This window comes from Gilvimarinus chinensis DSM 19667 (assembly GCF_000377745.1).
GTDB lineage: Bacteria > Pseudomonadota > Gammaproteobacteria > Pseudomonadales > Cellvibrionaceae > Gilvimarinus > Gilvimarinus chinensis.
On the sequence record NZ_KB898713.1, the window covers coordinates 11,288 to 34,660 of the forward strand.

12 protein-coding genes are annotated in these 23,373 nt (G+C 52.5%); 5 read left to right on the plus strand and 7 right to left on the minus strand.

Features of this window, described 5'->3' with window-relative positions; all coding sequences use genetic code 11:
• Positions 1 to 197 precede the first annotated feature (197 nt).
• Both D568_RS20540 and D568_RS0116640 read right to left on the minus strand, forming a co-directional pair.
• Positions 198 to 1,730 carry an MFS transporter gene (locus tag D568_RS20540; protein WP_051084091.1) on the minus strand — a complete coding sequence of 511 codons (1,533 nt, stop codon included), beginning with the start codon at positions 1,728 to 1,730 and terminating at the stop codon, positions 198 to 200.
• A gap of 26 nt (positions 1,731 to 1,756) precedes the next feature.
• Positions 1,757 to 4,138: a glycoside hydrolase family 15 protein gene (locus D568_RS0116640; protein ID WP_020210742.1), complete on the minus strand. Its 2,382-nt coding sequence runs from the start codon at positions 4,136 to 4,138 to the stop codon at positions 1,757 to 1,759.
• A 248-nt stretch (positions 4,139 to 4,386) separates the two neighbouring features.
• Between D568_RS0116640 and D568_RS0116645 the strand changes: the two genes are divergently transcribed.
• From D568_RS0116645 to D568_RS0116665, 5 genes are all read left to right on the plus strand, one after another.
• Complete coding sequence (locus D568_RS0116645; protein ID WP_020210743.1) at positions 4,387 to 6,012, plus strand: alpha-glucosidase family protein; 1,626 nt, start codon at positions 4,387 to 4,389, stop codon at positions 6,010 to 6,012.
• Between the two features lie 194 nt (positions 6,013 to 6,206).
• The gene (locus D568_RS0116650; protein ID WP_020210744.1) at positions 6,207 to 9,035 is read left to right on the plus strand and encodes a TonB-dependent receptor; all 2,829 of its coding nucleotides are present in this window, start codon (positions 6,207 to 6,209) and stop codon (positions 9,033 to 9,035) included.
• 76 nt (positions 9,036 to 9,111) lie between these two features.
• The gene (locus tag D568_RS0116655; protein ID WP_020210745.1) at positions 9,112 to 10,602 is read left to right on the plus strand and encodes a tryptophan halogenase family protein; all 1,491 of its coding nucleotides are present in this window, start codon (positions 9,112 to 9,114) and stop codon (positions 10,600 to 10,602) included.
• 701 nt (positions 10,603 to 11,303) lie between these two features.
• The gene (locus tag D568_RS0116660) at positions 11,304 to 17,765 is read left to right on the plus strand and encodes a starch-binding protein (protein WP_020210746.1); all 6,462 of its coding nucleotides are present in this window, start codon (positions 11,304 to 11,306) and stop codon (positions 17,763 to 17,765) included.
• 17 nt (positions 17,766 to 17,782) lie between these two features.
• Positions 17,783 to 19,174 (plus strand): DUF1552 domain-containing protein, encoded by a 1,392-nt coding sequence (locus D568_RS0116665; RefSeq protein WP_020210747.1) that lies wholly within the window; start codon positions 17,783 to 17,785, stop codon positions 19,172 to 19,174.
• A 122-nt stretch (positions 19,175 to 19,296) separates the two neighbouring features.
• On the opposite strand, the gene xerC is transcribed toward D568_RS0116665, so the two are convergent.
• The 5 genes from xerC to lptM are packed head-to-tail and all read right to left on the minus strand — an operon-like array spanning position 19,297 to position 23,191.
• A complete protein-coding gene (xerC, locus tag D568_RS0116670; protein WP_020210748.1) occupies positions 19,297 to 20,226 on the minus strand; it encodes a tyrosine recombinase XerC in 930 nt (309 codons plus the stop codon).
• A 4-nt stretch (positions 20,227 to 20,230) separates the two neighbouring features.
• On the minus strand, positions 20,231 to 20,920 hold the full coding sequence (locus D568_RS0116675) for a DUF484 family protein (protein WP_020210749.1): 690 nt from the start codon (positions 20,918 to 20,920) through the stop codon (positions 20,231 to 20,233).
• Between the two features lies 1 nt (position 20,921).
• Positions 20,922 to 21,752, minus strand: a complete 831-nt coding sequence (dapF, locus tag D568_RS0116680) for a diaminopimelate epimerase (protein WP_020210750.1) — start codon at positions 21,750 to 21,752, stop codon at positions 20,922 to 20,924.
• 58 nt (positions 21,753 to 21,810) lie between these two features.
• The gene (lysA, locus tag D568_RS0116685) at positions 21,811 to 23,058 is read right to left on the minus strand and encodes a diaminopimelate decarboxylase (RefSeq protein ID WP_020210751.1); all 1,248 of its coding nucleotides are present in this window, start codon (positions 23,056 to 23,058) and stop codon (positions 21,811 to 21,813) included.
• Positions 23,059 to 23,065: 7 nt separating this feature from the next.
• On the minus strand, positions 23,066 to 23,191 hold the full coding sequence (lptM, locus tag D568_RS22180) for an LPS translocon maturation chaperone LptM (protein ID WP_169334810.1): 126 nt from the start codon (positions 23,189 to 23,191) through the stop codon (positions 23,066 to 23,068).
• Positions 23,192 to 23,373 lie beyond the last annotated feature (182 nt).

Here is a 23,373-nt window from a genome sequence, read left to right on the forward strand (position 1 = left end):
TCTGGTCGATAGCTTACACATCCAATGGAAAAAAGAAGATTGATCTTGCAAGGCCGGCTCGCGTTGTTGATTAGACTGGGGAGTTCTGCGCTTTGCTGCGCCCGGCCAACCAGCAAATAATTGCATGGTTGGCGAAGGCCTAATCTTAACGGATTGTCTGATTGAAAAGAAGCCGCTGCCTTATGGCGCAACGGGTGTCAGGTAGGCGATGTACGCAACGGTGCTTCAGTAGCGGGCAGAGTGACCCTTAAAGTTGCCAGGGCCGCGATAGTGAAGCAGGCTCCACCCAAGAGCAAGGCGTAGATGCTGTTGCCTTTGAAAATTGTGCTTACCATCAACCCTAAAACGCTGGCTGCCAATATCTGCGGAATAACAATAAAAAAGTTAAATATCCCCATGTATACGCCCATTTTATGGCCGGGCAAAGCGCAGGAAAGCATGGCGTAGGGCAGCGAGATGATCGACGCCCAGGCAAAACCAACGCCCACCATCGAGGCCAAGAGCCAGGCTGGGTCTTTGACCCACAGAAATGACACAAACCCTAAAGCGCCCAACAGCAGGTTGATGCAGTGTGTGAGTTTCTGGCCCAGCTTACGCGCCATAACGGGGATGATAAATGCGGCCAGCATCGCGTAGCCGTTGTATGAGCCCAGCAAGACACCGGTCCAGTCAGCCCCCTGATTGTAGAGCTCGCCGTTTGTATCCAGCGCTCCGTAGTGGTGGCTGGTGACAGCGGGGGTGATATAAATCCACATCGAGAACAGCGCAAACCAGCTGAAAAACTGTACCAGCGCCAGTTGAATCATGGTGCGCGGCATGTGGAAAAAATCGTGGGTAATTTGGTACAGGCCATGGCCCGTGGCGCCACGATGTTGCAGGCTGGCGGCAATGAGCTGTAAAACGCCAAAGCCGGTACTGCAGGCGGCGAGTATGTAGAGCTCTGCGTGCAGTGAAAAAACAGCGACTACTGCTGCGCCCAAAGCCCCGATAGCAAACCACGCCAGGCCGCTTTTTTTGTAGTAGCTGGCGGGCTTAATGGCTGCCGAGTGCTCCGGGCTCAGCTGGCCTTCGGCCTCGTTGTATTCTGCCAGTTGCTCGGGTGAGTATTCACGCGTGCGGATAATCGTCCAGCCCACCGCCAGCAATACGGCCAAACCGCCCAGCGTAAACGACCAGATCACCGAATCGGGTACAACGCCGGGGGCTGCGGTATTGCTAATGCCGATAACATTGGCCATCAGCCATGGCAGGCACGAGGCGACCACAGAGCCTACGCCGATAAAAAACGCCTGCATCACAAAGCCGAGGGTGCGCTGCTTTTGTGGCAGCATGTCGCCGACAAACGCGCGGAAGGGCTCCATGGAAATATTAATTGAGGCATCCATAATCCACAGCATTCCGGCGGCGATCCACAGTGTGGGCGAGTGCGGCATAAAAAATAACGATGCACTGGTCGCTATGGCGCCCACCAGAAAGTAGGGGCGGCGGCGGCCGAGCCGGTTCCAGGTTTTATCGCTGAAATAGCCGACAATAGGCTGCACCAGCAGTCCCGTCAGCGGTGCGGCGACCCAGAGTATAGGTAAGTCGTCTATTTGGGCCCCAAGGGTTTGGAAAATACGGCTGACATTGGCGTTTTGCAGGGCAAAGCCAAATTGTATGCCGATAAAACCAAAGCACATATTCCAGATTTGCCAGAAGCTAAGCTCAGGCCGTTGCGATGGTGTGCTCATAACTCAGTCTCGTTTGTTGTTATTTTTTAATCGGCTTGCTGGTAGCGCTCGCCTACCGGAGGGTAATAATCCCACACGGCGCCATCGGCAAGCGAGCGCAACAGTTTAATGTATTCGGCGTGGGTCCAGGCCAGCGGTGTTGCCGAATTTGTGCCTTCGCCCAGCTCGTAGCCGTACGCCTCGTTGCTGCCGACACCGTCCCAGACTTGCTCGGGCAGCATCAGCCCTTCGTTGGCAAAGTACTCCATACTGGCCACATAGCGACTTTTTAGCTGATCGACATCTAATTCACCGCGCACCTTTTGTCGAGCCAGCTCATAGTGAGCGCGCTCTCCGGTCAGGAAGGGCCAGACACGGCCGCGCTGCGCGGGATGGTTTTCGCCCTCGGCCTGGTACCCTCGGCCATCCGTCACGCGCTCACCGTATCCGTCTCCGCCGTAGCGGCGCCAGCCGACATAGATATTGGACTTTTCTGGAAACTCGTAGCGCACGCGCAGGTAATCCGGGAGGGCATGGCTGTCCACTTCCTCCAGCGAAGCGACCACCTCAGGATGGTTGGCTGTGTGAACGCCGTAGCGCACCAGCTCCAAAAAGCCCGGGTCCACAATTTCGATCTCGTTCAGCGCGCCCTGACCATTGCGAGGAACAAGGCTACCCTGATCATTGGGGTCCTCATTTTGAGTAATACGCAAATAGTAGCGGCCGTCTCCGACCAAGGTTCCTTTATTGGTGACGGTGTGCTGATCCAGCTGCTGACGATACTGATCTGCGCGGGCCAGGTAATGCGCAGCGCGCTCACTATCGCCTACCTGGGTAGCAAATTCCGCCGCGGTGACCAGCCCTGCAATAATCGCTGCGGTAGTGGAAGGCGAGTAACCCTCTTGTTCTTCCCAGCGCTCCTGCTGGGTATAGGGGGGCGTGATGTGGGTGTCGTTCCAGCCCAGGTTTACCTGGCCTCCGTCGGCTAAAAAGTCGGCCGCCGGGCGCAGCATTTTGTGGTACCAGGTCTGCGCGTCGGCATCGCTGAGAATGCCTTTCTGCCAAAGCTGCCAGCCCAGCATAATCGGCATGGCCGTTTGGTCCAGTTGCACGGCGTACCACTCCAGTGTGCCGTCTACATGGGTTTTTTGCAGAAACCAGCCGGGCGCGCCTTTATAGCCGGGCGTGCTCGAAGATGCCTGTACCTTTTCCAGATAACGGAACGCCACCAGTGGTGTTTCGGTATCGCCCATCGCCAGGAAAGCCATTGCGACCTGATAAAAATCACGTGGCCACACGGCTTTATAACCGGTTGAGGACTCTGTTGCCGGGACAACGTCGCCCCAGGGGTTAGACAAGGACGCAATAAGAGCACCGGCGTGGGTTTTGTCTTCCTGCGCTTTGAGCACCATGGCGCTGGCGTAGGCGAGCTTTCCGCCATCGGTGGCGGTGGCAGAAAGCTCTGGCAAGGGGGCAAGGCCCGCCAGGTAATCTTCCCAGCCGATGGCATCGCCAGTGCCGTTGTAATGGGCCAAGGTGTCGTTGTAGCCCTGCGTTAAGCTATCGTTGGCAACGGCTTGCGCTTGCTCAGCGGTCTTGCCGTAGGCGAGGACAAAATCCCAGGTTTGTGGGCTTTTGCTGTCTACCGCTAACGCATGGCTAATACTTACATTGCCCAAGGCATCCCCAGTGGATTTGTATTGCCAATCTTGGCTGCCATCGGCGAGGTCTGTGGCTAGGTCAGAGGTGCCGACAAAGCCAACGCTTGGTTTGCTGCCTTCTGGTCCGACAATGGCGATGACATTGTCGCCGTCGCGCGCGAACGCTGTGTCACCTTGGGTCCAGGCGGAATCATTGGTGCCAGTATTGGCGACGTGCGGGTTGGTCACCATATAGGCACTCAGGCCATCTTCAAAGGCGGTAAAAATAACCCGCTGCCACACGCTATTGCGGTTAGGGTCCGTGAATACGTGCTTTTCGATGCGGTATCGCCCTTGTGGGTCCGTATTGATGATTTTATAGGCCAAGGATAAAGGCCGACCGGCGGCGTCTTTGTGCAGATAATCAATATCCGTGATGGTGTCCTGGCTCTCGTAGTGGACGAAGTCTGCGCCCTGAATCACCAGCTCCATGTCTTTGATCTGCGCCTCATGTATCAGGCCAAACATGGTTTCCGTGACAATGCCTTGGGCAATAGAAAACCACGCCTTGCTGACATCACCGGTAGCGGCGGCATTGCTGTACTGCCCATTGAGGTATTGTTCATAGCTGGTGCCAATACCGGTTTTACCGGAATAAGCCCATGTGGGGGTGACCCCTGGTGCGCCGGGCGCGACAGCGCCTTGGGGTTTGCTGGCTAAGTCGTTACAGCCGGTGGTGGTTAGGGCGCAGATACTGAGGGCACTAAAAGCCAAGTAATTTCGCAACATGATTATTTTTCTCTTTAGGAGCAAATTCAACTGACACAATAATAGCCTGACTAGGCGGCCTCAATGGATTACATACGTATTCAATCGCTGCATTAAATGCATACGTATGCAGTCTATTGCGCACTATTTCCCTGCTGCACTAACCTTTCACGCATGAATGAGCGGTGGCGTTTCTGGTCTCTGCCGCTGCAGGCCGGGCCTGCAAAACAATAACAATGCCGGGCGAGAATTCGGCGAGGATGTATGTCATGCAGCAACAACCTTGGTGGCGTGGAGCCATTATCTATCAAGTTTATCCCCGCTCTTTGATGGACAGCAACGGCGATGGCGTCGGCGATATTCCGGGCATTATCAGTAAGCTTGATTACATTAAATCACTGGGCGTAGACGCTATCTGGGTTTCGCCGTTTTTCAAATCGCCGATGAAGGATTTTGGTTACGATATCAGCGATTACCGTGATGTGGATCCGCTGTTTGGAAACCTTGATGACATTGATCGTTTAATTTCTGAGGCTCATAACCGCGATATCAAAATTATTATCGATCAGGTGCTCAGCCATACCTCGGATCAGCATCAGTGGTTTGCCGAAAGTCGTGTGGACAAAACCAACGCTAAGGCCGATTGGTATGTCTGGGCAGATCCGAGCGAAGACGGCACGCCCCCGAACAACTGGCTGTCGATTTTCGGTGGCTGCGCCTGGGAGTGGGAGCCGCGTCGCGGCCAGTATTACCTGCATAACTTTCTCAAAAGTCAGCCGGATTTAAATTTTCACAATCCGCAGGTGCAGGCACAGATATTAGAAGAAGTGGAGTTTTGGTTACAGCGAGGCGTAGACGGCTTGCGCTTGGATGCCATTAACTTTTGCTTTCACGATAAACAGCTGCGAGACAACCCGCCAAAACCACCGGCCGAACGACAGGGTCGAGGCTTCAGTGAAGACAATCCCTACGCCTTTCAGCGGCATTGGTACAACAATACCCAGCCGGAAAATTTAGCCTTTCTGCAGCGTTTGCGAGCTTTACTGGATAACTATCCGGGCACAGTTAGTTTGGGTGAAATCTCGTCGGAAGATTCATTGGCCACCATGGCCGAGTACACCCGCGGCGGCGACAAGCTGCATATGACGTATAGCTTTGAATTGTTAACAGATGACTTCTCTCCAGAGTATATACGCTCCACGGTGGAATCTTTGGAGGAAGGCATAGGCGAGGGCTGGCCATGCTGGGCGATCGGTAATCACGACGTGGCGCGGGTGCTAAGCCGCTGGGGCGGAGAACACCCCAGTCCGGAAATGGCGAAAATGTTAAATGCTATGGTGTGCTCGTTGCGCGGTAGTGTCTGTTCATACCAGGGCGAAGAGTTAGGTTTGACTGAGGTCGATCTACCCTTGGAAAAACTGCAGGACCCTTACGGAATTACTTTCTGGCCTATGTTTAAAGGCCGTGATGGTTGTCGAACGCCCATGCCGTGGACGGAGGCTGCAGGTGGCGGTTTTTCTACAGCGCGTTCGCAGTGGTTACCGGTAGCGGATGAGCATCGACAAATCAGTGTTGCCAGTCAAGAAAAGAATGCGAACTCAGTATTGAATGCCTATCGGACCTTCACCGCCTGGCGTAAAGGGCTCTCTGCCCTGAAACACGGAGATATAAAGTTTCTATCTTGTGCAGACAATGTCCTTTCTTTTGTTCGCCGGGATGAAAACGACAGCATTCTCTGTTGTTTTAATTTCTCTTCCAAAGATACCTTGCTTGAAATTCCCCAGGATTTTGACACCCCGTTGACTGGCCACGGCTTTTCATTTGAGGTGAAAGAAAGAAAGGTATCTTTGCCACCTTATGGGGTTTGCTTTGTCGCTCGAGGAAAGGGCGATTAAATCAGGCTCTGTGTTATGAATACGTATGTAAAGACACACTGCATAAAGACTGAATACGTATGCATTATGTTGTTTGGCGAAAAGGTGCGGCCTAGTATTAACCAAAGATAATGTTGGCCTCATTCAATAATAACCGGCATAAATCTTAGACGATCAAAAACAATAATTTAATATCCTGGCGAGAGGATCTAATCATGATAAAACGTAAGTTCAATCCCGCTTTTGCACTGGTATCCACGGTGGCTATGGCCGCAGGTTCTATTAATGTGTACGCCCAAGAAGAGTCTACGCTCGAAGAAGTGGTGGTAACCGGATTTCGTTCGGTTATTGAACGCTCTCAAGAGATAAAACGTGAAAGCACATCTGTAACTGAAGCTTTGACGGCAGAAGACATTGGTAAATTGCCTGACACCAGTATTGCCGAATCTCTGGCGCGCTTACCGGGTTTGGCCGGTGAGCGTCGTGATGGTCGCACCAGCGGTTTGTCCGTGCGCGGCTTTAATGAAAACTATGTGGGCACTACTCTGAATGGTCGTGAACTTCTCGGCATGGGTGATAACCGCGGCGTGGAATACGACCTCTACCCTGCCGAAATTATCAATCAAGTTGTGGTGTATAAAACACCCGATGCCAGCCTGATGACACAGGGCGTGGGCGGTACAGTAGACATGCGCACTATTCGCCCGCTAGACAACGATCGCATTCTGGCCTTTAACGCAACTTATGAGCAAAACGGTATGGAATCCGCCAACCCGGATTTCGACGATAACGGTCACCGTTTAGCGTTTACCTATTCCGATACTTTCGCCGATGACACCTTAGGCGTATCGGTGTCTTTGGCCTCAATGGAGTCACCTAGCCAAGAGCAGTATTTTCGCAGCTGGGGTTTTGCCAATGTAACCGGAAATGCCACCGTTGCAGATGGCGTAAGCCTGGCCGGTGATGAGGTGATTATCGGTGGGCACGACTCATTTGTTCGTTCCGGATTGATGGAGCGCGACTCGGTAGCCGGGGTACTACAATACGAACCAACGGAGCGTTTGAGCATTACCGTTGATGCACTCTATATTGATTTTCGTGAGGACAAAGTTTTTCGTGGCCTAGAAGAGGGCGGTGCGGAATGGGGCACTCCTAACTACACCGTTACCGGGGTTGAAGACGGCCTGGTAACCAGCGGTTACTTTGAAGGTTTCCATTCAGTGATACGCAACGATGCCGAGCGTAAAGACGCAGAGCTGACCACTTTTGGCGTCAATGTAGAGTACAACATTAGCGATGATTGGTCGCTGGCTTTTGATGCCTCTACCGGCGATGTGGAAAAAACCATTACCAACATTGAAAGTTATTCGGGTGTGGGCCGCGCTCAGTCGTCCACGCAGGGCGCGGCGACCGCGCGCGCCTGGACCATGACGGATACGGGTGTAATGTACAGCGCGCATCCGAGCATTTCAGCACCAGATTTATCAAACACCGACTTAGTTCGTCTGGCCGGACCTCAAGCTTGGGGTGGTTCTCTGGCACCGGTAGAGCAGTTTCAGGCCAGCGAAGGCCAGCCTATGGGCTACGCTACGGCGCAAGATGGTTTTGTTAACTCGCCCGACTTCGATGAGACACTCGACAGCTTCCGTTTGACCGTCAACGGTGAGGTTGATTGGGGGTTAATCAGCGGGCTGGAAATGGGTCTGAATTACTCCGATCGCTCTAAGACTAAAATCAATACCGGGGCGTTCTTAACGGCACCGACTTGGCCCAGCGATGGACCTATCCCAGAAGAGTATTACGAAGGTAGCGCGAACCTGGATTTCATTGGGCTTGGCAACATTGTGGCTTATGATTCTATCGCTCTTTACGAAAGCGGTTTCTACACCGCCACCGCCGCCGAAGATTTAGAAACCGGCCGTAAAGGCGACACTTACACCGTTAACGAAGAGATCACCACCGTTTATGCCATGGCTGATCTGGCTGCCGATTTCGGCGGCGTAGAAATGACCGGTAATATAGGTGTGCAGTATGTGGATACCGACCAGCAGTCTACAGGCTTTGGCTCGTACACCGGCCCCGACTTATATGTGCTGGCGACTCCTGTCAGTGGCGGTGCCAGCTTTGATAAATGGCTGCCCAGCATGAACCTGAACTTTATGCTGGCTGAAGATCACACTGTGCGTTTTGCCGCGTCTAAAACCATTAGCCGCCCTCGTATGGATGATATGCGTCCCAACACTACCGTGTCTTTCTCGTTCAACGATGCGCAAATTCTCGAGCCATCGGACGTAAATAACAGCCCCTGGAGCGGTAGCTCGGGCAACCCCGAACTGCGCCCGCTGGAAGCAAACCAGTATGACCTGTCTTACGAGTGGTACTTTGCCGCCGACGGTATGCTGGGCGCTGCCGTGTTCTACAAAGATTTGGTGAACTGGCATCGTGAAGGGGAAACGGTAGAAGATTTTACCCCTTACTACATCCCCGGTTACCACCAAAGCGCCAATACTGGACAGGGCCCAGTGCTGTTTGATGGCCTGGTGACTAATCGTGAGGACGGCTTAACCGGTGAAGTTAACGGGATTGAGTTGCAGGCCAGCCTGCCTTTCCATCTCTTTAGCGATGCTTTGGATGGCTTTGGTTTATTGGCCAGCGCCACCTTTAACGATGGTGAGTTGGATGATGATTCAGAAGTGCCGGGTCTGTCGGACGAAATTTATCAGCTGACCGCATACTACGAGCGCGGTGGTTTTGAATTCCGTATCAGCGGCCGCAAGCGCTCTGAGTACCTGACCGAAACCCGTGGTACCAGTTTGTCGCTGGTGGATACTACCAGTCAGGGTTCAGAGCTGTGGGATGCGCAAATCGGTTACGATTTCAGTGAATCGGGTATCGAGTCCTTGCACGGTCTGAGTGTCACTTTGCAGGCACAAAACCTGACCGACGAAGACACGGTACAGTTTAACGAAGGCGACCCGCGCCAGATTACTCAGTACCAGAGCTTCGGCGCCAACTACTTGTTAGGTGTTAACTACAAGTTTTGATAGAGTTTAGCTAGCCTCAATAAAGCCCTGCTACACTCTACGTGCAGCAGGGCTTTTTATTTTGTGGAGAATCTAGGTGCAAACAACAATAAAAAAAGTGGTGGTTCTAGGCGGTGGTACCGCCGGTTGGATGAGCGCCGCGTTATTAAAGAAAGTGCTGGCCGATAGGGTAGAAATCACCTTAATTGAATCAGACGATATTGCCACAATCGGTGTGGGCGAGGCGACCATACCGCCTATTCAGCATGTCAATCGAGTACTGGGAATTGATGAGGCAGAGTTTCTGCGGGAAACCTGTGCAACCATAAAACTGGCCATTGAGTTTAAAGACTGGTTGCAAGAAGGTCAGAGTTATTTCCACACATTTTCAGCTGCCGGACAAAGCTCGGCTTTTTGCCAGTTTCATCATTATTGGTTGCGTGCCAAGCGTGCGGGCTTCGCAAAAACTCTGTGGGATTATGATCTGAACTACCTGGCTTTAAAGGCGGGTAAATTTGCCAAGCTGGAAATTAGAGATACACGCCTGGAGATGCCATACGCTTATCATTTTGATGCGGGGTTGTACGGCGCCTACTTGCGGAAAATCAGCCAGGCGCTGGGAGTCTCGCGGGTGGAGGGTCGTGTAGAAGATGTGGCAATGAATCAACAGACTGGGGCGGTGGAAAAATTGATGTTGGCCAGTGGCGAATCCATCGCTGGGGATTTATTCATCGATTGCTCTGGTATGCGAGGGTTACTGCTGCAACAAAAGCTTGGCGTGGGCTTTGAGGACTGGAGCCATTGGCTACCCTGCGACAGAGCCCTGGCTATGCCCACAGAGCGATTGGCACAGACCCCGCCTTATACTCGTGCTATTGCTCATGCGGCAGGCTGGCAATGGCAAATTCCGCTACAGCACCGCCACGGCAACGGGTTGGTCTACAGCAGTCGTTTTATGACGGATGAACAGGCTGAAAAAAAGCTGCGCGATAACCTTTGCTCACAACCTTTGGGTGACCCCAGAGTGATTCGTTTTCGCACCGGCCGGGCGCGCCAACAGTGGCATAAAAATGTAATTGGTGTGGGATTGGCAAGCGGTTTTTTAGAGCCTCTTGAGTCCACCAGTATTTATTTAGTGCAATCGGCGATCGTGCGACTGCTTAAATACTTTCCTCATCAAGGTGTGCAACCGGCGGTAGTAGCGCAATATAATCGCGAGTCATGCATTGAATATGAACAGGTGCGAGATTTTTTGATTTTGCACTACAAACTTAATCGCCGCGAGAACAGTGATTTTTGGCGGCAGATGGCAGACATGGCAATTCCCGACAGCTTGCGACATAAAATCGATGTATTTGCACAGCAGGGGCTACTCCTGCGAGAGCGAAATGACTTGTTTACGGAGTCTTCGTGGTTGCAAGTTATGCTCGGGCAGGGTGTCGAACCGTGCGACTATCATCCTTTAGCACAAGCTATGGATAAGTCTCAGTTGCAAGGGTTTATGCAGCAAACAGAGCTGCTAAAGCAACAGCCTGTTGCGGCCATGTCTACACACGATGATTTTTTACGAAACTATTGCAAGGCTTGATTCCTGCTGAATACGTATACAGTCCGAGTTTCGTTATGAATACGTATGTAGTCACTTGAGAGATGCGCATCCTGAGTTTACTCTGACATTGTGAGCTGCGGAGTTATGTGTTTGGGCACACTATAGGAATTGTGAATTCTGAGCTCCGCTCATGCGAGTTAGGCATGACCTCCTTGTTCTTAATTTTTTACGCGGCTTGTGCCGCGTTTTTTTATTCCTCGATCTGCCAGTTCTTGGTTGTTTAATTGCGTCTGCCTCGCGCCGCTGGTTAATGGATTGTCTGTCAGGGGCAAAGCAACCCCGCCGCACTAACCAGCTGAAATGTTAGTCTGGATCACAAAGTGTTACCAATAGGTTTCACTGCATACGTATTCATGTTGAACAATATCTGTCCTGTTACTAATGTTGAATCAACCTGATGATTAGATCTAAATCGTAGCCACTAATAATAACGAGGGCTCACATGAATTGTTTCCTGACAATATTGATGTTGTTCTATTTTCGGCTTCATTCAAGCTGACTATTTCTCCAAAAATCCAGCTGTTATCGGTTATCTCCGTTAATCGATATTTCTGTCGATACGAGTTTTCGCTCTTAATATAACTGCTGGGTTTATCCAAGTACCTCTGCTCTGCTGATATTGAGCGTATTCTTAAAAAGTAACGTGAGATCACGTTGATAATAATGGCTGGATGAGCGCTATGATTAATAACAAATATGTCGTTGGTGAGCCTGTTAAAACAGCATTGTTTTGTTTTTTGTGTGCCTGTCTTTTAGGTGTGCCAGAAAGCTCATTTTCACAGCAGTGGGATAATGCGTACTTTCGTGGTACGCCCAATAACTGGGGTGTTGACGAGCTTACTTTTAATGGCGATACCCAGCTGTGGGAAACTGTTCAGGATTTTTCGGGTGACAACCCACGATTTAAAATTACAAAATCGACAGGCTGGGATGAGTCATATCCGGCGGACGACTTTTATGTCGAGAAAGGCCGCTACCGAATCTTTTTTAACGATACAAATTACGAAGTGTCGGTTGCTGAAATAGCACCAGATAATACGACCGACAATAAGCTCGTGTGCTACGACAATGACCTGCAGCTTGATACTGGGTTTGTCTATTTTTGGAATCCAACTCCATCCGGCTCTATGGCGAGCTTGAACGCTTGGCCAGGCTACCAGATGGATAACATCAATAACCATCTATGTTATGACCTGTCGGAAATCATATCCGCAGGCGACTTCCCTGAATCCGTTAATGTGATATTCAATAATAATGCGGGTAGCCAAACACAAGATTTACTGCTCAGTGGCGATTTCTGTTATCGCGATAACCAGTGGGTAAGTTTGGCCGATTGTGGCGTTGGTGTTGACGAGTTTTCTATTAAAGCTGGTGAGGATAAAGTCGTTGACTGGGGTGAGGTGATAACGCTTGAGGCGAGTCCAATCAACGGTGTTATTGCCACCCTTGAGTGGACTACTGATGCATGGGACGGGGTGCTTGACGGCAACTCAATAAGCTCGCCGGCGCTGCTGACTTCAGGTAGTTTTACCGTAACGGCAACAGCACTTTCAAATACCGATGCCCTGGCCTTTGACGATTTTTTATTAACGGTTAATCCCAAGCCTGATTCCGTTAATGCCAATAGCGTTTGTTTCTCCAATCCGGATGATTATGCCTCACCGCACGTGTATTTTTGGGGTGCAGTGCCCGAGGAAAGTATGACTGAGGTGACCCCTTGGCCGGGCGAGCCCATGATTGTGGTGGGTGATAACTACTGTTTTGATTTTTCAGATTATTTGGTCGGTACGTTTCCCGAGTCCATCAATATTATATTCAACGATGGAGCCTCACAACAGACGGAAGATTTAACCTATCTCGGTAATAGCTGTTATACCGATCAGGGTTGGAGCGAGTTGGCGGCGTGCGATTTAATGCTTGGTGGATCTCTGCCGCAAGCGAATGCGGGTTCCGATCAAGTTATTTCGCTCGGAGACAGTATCGAGCTCTCGGCTAACGCCTCAACGGGGGAATATCAACAGGCGATCTGGAGCAGTGCGCTATGGAGTGACGATTTAATTGGTGAGTTGATTACGACCCCGGTTTTTAGCGCCGAAGGGAGCTTTAGCATAACCCTGACGCTTGTTACGGCCAACGGCGATACGGTGAGCGATACGCTTCAGGTCACTGTGTTAGAGGCAACGGGTAACCATGGTTTACCCAGTCGGCCGATTATGGAGCAGCCGCACGCGTTCCCTATTGATGGCAACGTTTCTCAAGGTAATTACCGCTTCGAGGTGGCCTACCCCAATCTTGTTAATCAGTTTATGGCGCCGGTTATGATCACCGCAGACCCGGTGAGCGGTTTGTTGTTCGTGGTGGATAAGCCCGGTGTGATTTACGCTTTCCCCGATACCGAAAACGTAACCCCCAGTGAGGTTAAAACGGTGTTGGATATTTCGTCAGAGGTAAAAAACTACCACGAGCAAGGGTTGCTGAGTATCGCCTTTGACCCTGATTACGCCAGTAATGGCTACCTGTATGGCTATTACATTTATGGTGAAACTGATGATGAGCGTGAAGCTAATGGTCAGTTTGGCGATGCCATTTTAAAACGCTGGCGTGTAGCTGACCCCTATAACCCCAGCGGTATTGTGCCGGGCTCTGGGGTCGAGCTACTGCGTATTGCCCAACCTGGCCCCGACCATAAAGGCGGAATGCTGCAGTTTCATCCCGAATCGAATTACCTGTACCTAAGTGTGGGCGACGGTGCCTACGGTCACAGTGCTATTACCTCGTATCCAGAAGACCCCCGCACTAATAATAATGCGCAGATCACCAGCAATTTGTTGGGCTCCATGATCCGTATTAACCCACTCGATCAACCTGTCAATGGCAAGTACTACGATGTGCCGGATGACAATCCCTTTGTGGGCGTCGCGGGTTTTCGACCCGAAATCTGGTCCTATGGTCATCGCAACCCCTGGCGTTGGGCGTTTGACTCCGAAGCGCCGCACACCCTGTGGGAGACAGAGGTAGGACAGGCGGGGTTTGAAGAAGTTAACTTGATTAAGAGGGGAAAAAATTATGGCTGGCCCGTGTGTGAAGGCACGAACAACCGCGGCGATTTAGGAGGTGATAGCAGTAAAGATTGCAGTGTCGATTTCGCACCGCCCAGAGAAGGTTATAACCATCCGGTAGGGCGCTCAATTATCGGCGGCGTTGTCTATCGCGGTAGCCGTTTACCCGGGCTAAATGGTCGATTTGTGTTTGGTGATTATGTCACTAAAAAAATCTGGGCCGTTGCGGATGGTGAAGCCAAGCAATTGGTGACGGACGCCTTCCCGGAAAATATCGCCTCGTTTGGTACCGGCGTGGGAGGAGAGTCGTTACTGGTTTCTACTTACGGCGTTGAGTACGGTGGCAACTCAACCATTTATCGCCTGTTAGACGATGACGCCGAGCGAGCGACGATTCCCGCAAGATTATCGGAGACAGGATTATTTGAGTCTTTACAGCCACTCGTCCCTAAAAGGGGAGTAATGGAATACACAGTCAATACCGACGGTTGGTTTGATGGCGCCAGCGTGCGGCACTTTATGGTGATCGCCGAAGGCGAAACCATTGATTTTTCCGCAACCGATGACTGGGAGCTTCCGGCGGGTTCGGTTCTAGTTAAACACAAAACACTGGAGCTTAGTGACGGCAATCAGGCGCCTTTTACCACGTCGGTACTGTTTCGGCAAAACAATGGTAAGTGGCAAGCGGCTAATTATTATTGGAACGAAAATTACACCGACGCAACCTTGGTTACTGAGACAACCAGTGTCAGTAACACCGATGCAGAAGGCCGCGATCGTGCCGTACAAGCCGCGGCCGATTGCGGGTCTTGTCATACCGGTAACGGGAGTCGCGAGCCATTGGCAATTCATACCCGCCAGTTAAATCGTAACTTTGACTACTCAGGCGTTGTTGATAATCAATTGGACGCTTTCAACCATGTTGATTTGTTTAGCGAAACCATTGAGCCCTCGGACAATTATGATCGCTTTGCTGCCTTAGATGACTCCGCTGCCAGCCAGTTACGGCGTGCAAAATCTTATCTCGCCACTAACTGCGCGCACTGTCACTCCAGCACGTTTATGGATTTACGTTTTGACACGCCGTTGGCGGATATGAAGTTGTTAAATGTTCAAACCAATGGTGGGCAATATCGGCTGAAACCTTTTAGCCCCGCCGATAGCTTGTTGCACATTTATCAGGTAACCGACAGTAACCGCATGCCCAAAGGGACGCTTTACACCAACCCTGAAGCGGATGCGTTTTTTCGCGATTGGATAACCGCCGCCGGTGCACAAACAACCGGATTACAGGTGTCGGTAACCGATACTCTCAACCCGGGTGACAGCGCAAACGCTATTGTTTCGGCGTTATTTGATAATGGGTTTAGTGCGCCTGTGGGTGAGGTTGATGTGGCTGTCACCAGCAATCCGGGGATTCTGTCAGTCGAGGCAGTATCCGGCCACGAACTTAACCTACGCGCACACAGTGTCGGCACGGCGACGCTAACGGTTCAGGCGGAGGGATTTGATCAAACTATTACCATCAAGGTGGTGGAACTGGATACAGCCATCACAAGTATTGCCATTGCCCCAGGTGAAATTAGTCTAAGTGATACGCAACAACTTGTGGTGTATGGCGTTGCTGCAGACGGCACCAAAGCCAATGTTTACGAGCGTGCGAGTTGGCAGGTTAGCAGCGGCAATAATGCGGTTACCGTTGATCAACAAGGGTTCATAACGCGTATTAATTCTGGCCCTGCAACGGTGACAGCACAAGTGGGCGATTTGACTGCGAGCGTCGAGGTTAGCGAACCGTCCGATGATTTATGGTTGCGTTTCGACAACAGCAATAATTGGGCATCCGTTTATGTATATCTATGGGTCACTATAGATGGGGTAGACCAGCCGTTCACAGAGTGGCCCGGTGTGCCTATGAACAATACCGATGGTGATTGGTGGCGCTACGGCATCACGTCCGATCAGTTACCGGATGGAACGGTAAACGCTGTATTCAACGCGGGTGAGGGCGGCGCACAAACGGCCGATTTAAACAATATTACCGAGTCGGTCAGTTACACCAATGGGCAATTACAACCCTGGGATGCCGACGGAATCAACCAAGAGATTTATCGGGTAGCCGTGATTGGCGGCACGACTGAAAACAATGAACGAGATTTTCCTGTTGGATCTCTGGTCACGGTAACGGCCGATGAGGCTCCACTGGGAACTGAATTTACCGGCTGGCAGGGCGACGGTGCGGCGTTTATTGTTGGGTCGGTTACCAACCAAGTCGTGCAGCTGCTTATTCCCGATCACAATGTGTCGCTGCAAGCGCTCTTTACCGGGGGCGATGACTTGTATCAGTTGGGGCGGGATTTTTATGAGGCCCAGTGCGCTAGCTGTCATGGCGATGACGGAAGCGGTGGCGTGGCAAAAGCCATTAATGCCTTAGACGATACCTGGAGTCAGCCATTACTGGCCAATTACATTGCCGATTTTATGCCTATGGATAACTCCGCCAGTTGCGACGGTACTAACGAGGGTGACTGCGCATTGGAGATTGCCCGGATGGTTATCGATGGGGCCTGGCAGCCGCAACTGTGTGACGGCGCCGAGTGCGAAGGCGATGCGATTGATGCGCGCAACCTTCGGTTGCTGACCAAAACCGAGTATCTCAATAGTGTTCGGGATGTCTTCAATATAAATTTCTCCGCCGAGATTATGAATACCGTGCCCGCCGACGGACGCTATCGTAACTTTACGACGGCGTCTTATTTGTCATCAGGGTATGACCGTACGCTGGGTTATCAAATGGTCGCCAAAGAGCTGGCCGAGCAAGCCATCGCTCGCTATACCTTTAATGGCTTAGAAGACAATTGCCAAGATGCGCGCTGCGCGGTGAGCGGCTTTGGCAAACGTTTGTTTCGCCGGCCGCTGTCCGCCTCTGAGGTGGATGCCTATGCAGCGCTTTATGCCGATGAAGACGGCGGCCGACGGGCGTTGCAAGCTATGTTGATGTCGCCACACTTTATGTACCGCTCGGAGCTTGGCTTACTTAATGCGGAGTCGGGCCTGTACGAGCTCTCACCGTTTGAAGTGGTCACTTCACTGGCTTATATTTTCTGGACGAGTACACCCGATGCGAATTTGCTAGCGGCCGCCAGCGAAGGCGATTTGGACCTTAACAGTGTTTTGAGTTATGTGCTGAATGATGCGCGTGCCGAACAAGGCCTGCGCCGTTTTATCAGCGGTTGGCTGATCAACAATCAGTATCCCTTTCCCGCCATTAGCAACCCGGATTTAGTGGTAGCACTAAAAGAGGAGACGGTGCGCTTTGTTCTCGACAATATTGAATCCAATATGCCGTTCTCGGAGTTGCTGCTGGCCAATTACACCCAAGCCAATGACTTGGTGGCAAGTCATTACAACCTCGAGGGCGATGGGGCCGGGTGGGGTGTGCGCAGCTACAATGCTGACGATCCGCGCGCTGGTGCAGGGCTATTGGGGCATGCTAGCTTCTTGGCCTCGCGCACCAATACCGTTAATCCATCTCCGATAAAGCGTGGCGTCTTTGTACGTGAAATGCTTATGTGTCAGGAATTTCCGCCGCCAGCGGCAGCCAATTTTGACGTAACTTTTGAAGCCGGCGACAGCAACCGCGAAGCCACCGCACGTCACACCGGTGAGCCGGCTTGTCGCGCTTGCCATCAATTTATCGACGGGGTTGGCTTTGGCTTCGAGCGTTACGACAGCGAGGGTTTATACCGGGTTATAGAAACCTTGGGCAACGGGCAAACTCAAGAGATTGACGCCAGCGGCTCAATTAAAAGTTTGTACTCGCCAGAGACCGTAATGGACCCTGATAGTGAGGCTGTGCCATATCACTCCATCGCCGAGTTGGCTGAATTAATTGCCGGTAGTGGTCAGGGTGAGGCGTGTTTTGCCCGTCAATTTTATCGCTATGTAGTAGGCCGTGAAGAGAGCGAGCTAAGCGATGAAATTATTATTCGTTCTTACAGCCAGGACCTTCGTAACGGTGGCGGCATGCGCGACATGCTAAGAGATCTGGTGTTATCCGATAGCTTTACCAAGCGCCGCTAAGCGATAGGAGAATTAACATGACAACAACAATCAATCGGTCTCGGCGTAAACTGTTAATTAATATGGCGCGTACCGGCGCATTGTTGCCCATTATTGGGCACATGTTAGGTCAGAGCGTTTACGCCCAGTCAGGTCAGGCAAAGCGGGTATTGTTTTTGTATTACCCCAACGGGGTGGTTCCTTATAATTGGCGTCCAGCCCAGTTTGATGGTGGTATCAGCAGTGGTTCCGGCGAGCTGAGTTTTGGCCTGGGGCCGCTGGCCAATTGGTACGATCGCTTAGTGGTGTTAAAAAACCTGACCCTGGATATCGGGCCCGGCGCCGGAGCCCACTACAACGATATGCGCGGCATTCTTACGGGCAATAATCAAATCAGTACCGCCAGTGCCAGTATTGATCATTTAATTGCCGAGCAACTGGGCAATGAAGGGGTGCTCAGCCTTGGGGTTCGCACAGGGCCCAAATCCGACATCATGATCTCTAAACCGCGTAATGTGGCAACCACCGAGCGGCCTATTCCGAATAACGATCCCCGCGATGTGGCTGCAAAACTCGCCTTGGGTATTGGGAATGACGACACCCCGCAAAACGCTGATATGCAGCGCGTGTATGAAACCATACTGTCTGACTTTGATTCGCTTGCCAATGCCACGCTCGACAGTGTCCGTCGCGACAAGCTGGCGATTCATGAAAACGCCCTGAAACGCTTAAAAGATCAGGCAGGAGTGCAGCTGGGGGAGTGCGCCTTTAATACCGATGTGATGGCTGATCCTTTTGCGAACTCCACTCAGGCACTGAGCCAAACCGAGTGGCAAATGTTTCCGCATTTATGCCGCGCACAGATCGATAATATTGTGGGTGCGTTTTCATGCGGTTTGCACCGGGTTGCCACTTTACAGTTATCAAAAGGTGACGAAAACGGCAATCTGGTGAATTACTCTTACGATGAATGCTGGCAAATGGCGCAGTTGGCCATCGATCAGGGAATCAAGCCTTCACAAAATGCCGGCACCGTGGCACCCATGACGCGCTGGTATAACGAGTTTGCCAGTCACAGTGCATCACACCGGCCGGGAGACGTTCCCCACACGGCGCAGGTGCGTTGGTATCATTCATTGCTGGCTTACACCTTGGAGCAGTTAAACAATAAAGGGTTGCTGGACGACACCTTGGTGGTGATGTTCTCTGAGGTCGGCGATGGCTCTCAGCACGGAGGGGCGGCGGGTTCGGTCACCTTAGCCGGTGGCGCTGGCGGCGCGCTAAGTACCGGGCGAATTATTCATTGCGGCAATGGCAGTAATGAAAACCCACAGCGCATTTGGGGTACGCATCAATTGTTTGGCGATGTGGCGCGCTTGATGGGTGTAAATTCATTGTCTGAAGCGCACTGGAGTGGTGGTGTGGTGTAAGCGCATCGCGTAGCGAAAAAATAGGCGCGGGCGGTCACGAGGTGTGTCTGTGCATGTACGGCGTTGAATGCAAAACTGACCCGGCTGATGAAGTATGGTTTTTTGTCCGTTGAATTACTTGGTTAGTCCGTGTCGTCATCGCGGCGGCGCTGCGCGCGCGGGTGGGCACCGTCGTACACTTTGGCCAGGTGCTGAAAATCCAAATGGGTATAAATTTGCGTCGTGGAAATATTGGCGTGCCCCAGTAACTCTTGCACCAAGCGTAAATCCGAACTGGACTCCAACATGTGGCTGGCGAAAGAGTGGCGCAGCATGTGGGGGTGAACCGGTTGGCCCATGCCCTGACGTAAACTTAATTGCTGCAACCGCGCCTGCACGTTGCGCTGGCTGATACGCTTGCCGCGATTGCTTAAAAATAATGCGGGTTCAGCGGCCGGGGCGTGCAGCTTACGTTCGTTAAGCCAAGCCTGTAACGCGGTTACAGCGCAGCGCCCAACGGGAAGCCGACGCTGGCGGTTGCCTTTACCCGTCACTAAAACCGAACCGTCGCGCAAGTCTAAATCTGTAACGTTAATACCGACTAATTCGGAAAGGCGTAAGCCCGATGAGTAAAACAGCTCTACGATGGCGCGGTCGCGCACGCTTACAAAATCATCGCCCTGTACTTCCACAAATTGATTGCTTTGGTCTACATCCAGCGTTTTCGGCAATTTGCGAGCGGCTTTCGGTGCTTGCAAACCATCGCCCGGGTTGGCATCGAGCCAGCCACGTCTTACCGCGTAGCGAAAAAAACTGCGCAGGCTGGAGAGCCAGCGCTGTAGAGTTTTGCTGCTGGCGCCTTTGCGGTGTTGCTCGGCCAGCAGCATGCGAATGTCTTGGCTGTGAATATTGTTGAGGGAGGTAATGTGTCGCTCTTGGCAGCCGCTTTGCAATTTACTCAGGTCTCGCCGGTAGGCCTCCAGAGTGCGCTCTGATAATTGCTTTTCGCTTTGCAGGTAGCGACAAAAACCATTGATTTCGTCGTTAAAAGGTAACCCCTGCGCGATAACCATGGTTTTAGCTGGGTAAATAACGGGGCATGATTCGGTTGAGTACTTCGGCGATGTAGCCTAAAAATAAGGTACCCATACTGGAGCGGTAATACTTAGGGTCGCGATTGCCAATAGCGATCAGGCCAAAGGTTTGACCGTGTACCAAAGGCACCACCGCCGCTGAACCAATCTGTTCGGCAGCATCGGTAAAGATGTAGCGGCATTCGGCATCATTTAAATGACCGCAAAACGCGCGGTTATCGCGAATCAGGGCGCCGATATGTTCCCGTGCCTGACTCATGCTGACTACCCGCGCCTGGCTGCCACCGAGTTTTACCGCATCGCCAAACAGCAGGGTGCGGGTGTAGTGAATATTAAATTCTTTATCAAAGCTGTGGTGCAGGGCGTCGATAATATCGCCGAGGTCTTCGCCTTCCAGCAGCTCAAGCACCAGACGTTTTGTTTTATCAAACAGGCGGTCGTTGTCGCGGGCATTGTCCAGTAGCTGGCTTAGACGATGGCGCATATCCATATTGCGATCGCGCAATACCGAGACTTGCCGCTCCACCAAAGACACGGCACTGCCGCTGTCGTGGGGCAGCTCAAGCTCGGCCAATAATGACGGGTGCTCGACAAAAAAGTCTGGCTTGGCCGCAAGATACCGCGCTACATCGGTGGCACTCAGGGTTTCTTCAATATCGGTGGCGTCGGTCATATTACAGTCTGACTTGTCCATGGAATACATTGGTGGCCGGCCCTTTCATTAGCACTGGTTGGCCTTCTCCTGCCCATTGAATATGCAAGCTGCCGCCGGGTAAATGGACCGTCACGGCGTCGTCCAGCAGCCCCTGCAGTCGCCCTGCAACCACGGCGGCGCAGGCGCCTGTGCCGCAGGCCAGGGTTTCGCCGGCGCCGCGCTCATAAACCCGCAAGCGTATTTCACTGGGGCTGATAACCTGCATAAAGCCCGCGTTAACCCGAGAGGGAAAGCGCGGGTGGGATTCGATCATCGGGCCGAGAATATTCACGGGTGCCTGGGCGACGTCATCTACAATGGTGACCGCATGGGGGTTGCCCATGGAAACTGCGCCAATGTTTACGCTGCGTGCTTCCAGCTCCAGCGGGTAGGTGACGGCTCGAGAGGGGGCGCTAAACGGGATGTCGGCGGGATCCAACACCGGTACCCCCATATCCACGGTGACTTCGTCGTCTTCGTGGACATTGAGCGTCATGATGCCGCTGGCGGTTTCGACCTTGATAGAGCTTTTGCCCGTCAGGCGACGGTCGCGTACAAAGCGGGCGAAGCAGCGCGCGCCATTGCCACAGTTTTCTACCTCGCCGCCGTCGGCGTTGTATATGCGGTAGCGGAAATCTACGTCGGGGCTATTGGGCACTTCAACCAGCAATACCTGATCACAGCCAATGCCGAAGTGACGGTCGGACAGCTTGCGCACTTTCTCGGGGGTTAGCCTGAGCTTCTGGCTGATGCCGTCGATGACAACAAAGTCGTTGCCAAGGCCGTGCATTTTAGTAAAGCGCAATCGCATAATTTCGTCCGGTTGGTGTACTGTTAGCCGGTTAGTATCCCATTTGTTGGCGGCTGTGTCAGTGCTCGATGACGTGCTCGCCGCGAATCAGGTCAACGAAGTTTTCGCGCTCGCGAATCACGTGTACCTGGTCGCCATCTACCAGCAGCTCGCAGGCGCGCGGGCGGGTGTTGTAATTTGAACTCATGGTAAAACCATAGGCACCTGCGGACATCACCGCCAGGGTGTCGCCGGGCTCCAGCGCCAGCTCGCGATCTTTGCCTAAAAAGTCACCGGTTTCGCACACCGGCCCCACCAAATCCCAGCGTTTTTTCTCGCCACGGCGCGCTTTCAGCGGGCGGATATCCTGCCAGGCCTGGTAGAGCGCTGGGCGGATGTTGTCGTTCATCGCCGCGTCGATAATGGCGAAGTTATGCGCTTCGGTGGGCTTTAAATACAGTACTTTCGTCAGCAGTGCGCCGGCGTTGGCGGCAATGGAGCGGCCGGGCTCGAACATCAGCGCCAGCTTGCGATCACCGAGCTTGGCCTTGATGGCGGCCATATAATCGGCCACCGCAGGCGGCACTTCGTCGCGATAAGTCACGCCCAAGCCGCCGCCCAGATCTAAATGACTAATTTCAATGCCTTCAGCGGCCAGGCCGTCGACCAATACCAGCAGACGATCCAGTGCGTCTAAAAACGGATCCAGTTCGGTGAGCTGAGACCCGATATGGCAGTCCACACCTTGAACGTCGATATTGGGCAACGCGGCGGCGCGGCGATAGACCTCGGGGGCGCGAGCGATATCAATACCAAATTTATTCTCTTTTAAACCGGTGGAAATATAAGGGTGGGTTTTAGCGTCCACATCCGGGTTGACGCGCAGCGACACGCGCGCGGTTAATCCTTGCTCCACGGCTACTTGGCTTAACAGTTCCAGCTCGGGCTCAGACTCGACGTTAAAGCAGTGAATACCGACCTGCAGGGCCTTGGCCATTTCGGCGGCGGTTTTCCCCACGCCGGAAAACACAATGCGCTTCGGGTCGCCGCCGGCGGTGAGCACACGCTCCATTTCGCCGCCCGAGACAATGTCAAATCCCGCACCCAAGCGGGCCAATAGGTTTAAGAGCGCGATATTGGAGTTGGCTTTTACCGCATAGCAGATCATGCCCGGGTGTTGCCCCAACGCTTGAGCATAGGCCAGATAATGTTGGGTAAAGGCGGCGCGGCTGTATACGTAGGCGGGGGTACCGTATTGTTCGGCAATATCGCTCAGGCGAACGTCTTCAATGGTCAGCTCGCCGCTGCGCTCGGTAAAAAAGGACATACAAATCTCACTTTTCGGCAGAATCCGACTTTGGGGCGGGTTCGTCAGCGGGCAAATACAGCGGGCCTGTCTGACCGCAGCCCGCGCACAGGCAGGTCATTAGCAGGCAGAAGATAACGGGGGTCTGGCGCATCGTTCAGGCTTCATCAGTATTTGGGCAAAGGGCGCAGTATAGCGTTGTGTGAAAGGCGCGACAATTGCGGGGCTTGACGACATGTCATTTTCAGGTCAATATTGTAACCGGTTTCATGCTGTGGTTGAGTGAGTCTGCAGCATGAGCCTCTCCTGCGGCAGGGATTTGGTTGTTCGCTGCCG

Coding starts and splice junctions, on each gene's coding strand:
- D568_RS0116665 (WP_020210747.1), top strand. CDS start 17,783: ATGACAACAACAATCAATCGGTCTCGGCGTAAACTGTTAATTAATATG.
- xerC (WP_020210748.1), bottom strand. CDS start 20,226: ATGGTTATCGCGCAGGGGTTACCTTTTAACGACGAAATCAATGGTTTT.
- dapF (WP_020210750.1), bottom strand. CDS start 21,752: ATGCGATTGCGCTTTACTAAAATGCACGGCCTTGGCAACGACTTTGTT.
- D568_RS0116650 (WP_020210744.1), top strand. CDS start 6,207: ATGATAAAACGTAAGTTCAATCCCGCTTTTGCACTGGTATCCACGGTG.
- D568_RS20540 (WP_051084091.1), bottom strand. CDS start 1,730: ATGAGCACACCATCGCAACGGCCTGAGCTTAGCTTCTGGCAAATCTGG.
- D568_RS0116640 (WP_020210742.1), bottom strand. CDS start 4,138: ATGTTGCGAAATTACTTGGCTTTTAGTGCCCTCAGTATCTGCGCCCTA.
- D568_RS0116660 (WP_020210746.1), top strand. CDS start 11,304: ATGATTAATAACAAATATGTCGTTGGTGAGCCTGTTAAAACAGCATTG.
- lptM (WP_169334810.1), bottom strand. CDS start 23,191: ATGCGCCAGACCCCCGTTATCTTCTGCCTGCTAATGACCTGCCTGTGC.
- D568_RS0116675 (WP_020210749.1), bottom strand. CDS start 20,920: ATGACCGACGCCACCGATATTGAAGAAACCCTGAGTGCCACCGATGTA.
- lysA (WP_020210751.1), bottom strand. CDS start 23,058: ATGTCCTTTTTTACCGAGCGCAGCGGCGAGCTGACCATTGAAGACGTT.
- D568_RS0116645 (WP_020210743.1), top strand. CDS start 4,387: ATGCAGCAACAACCTTGGTGGCGTGGAGCCATTATCTATCAAGTTTAT.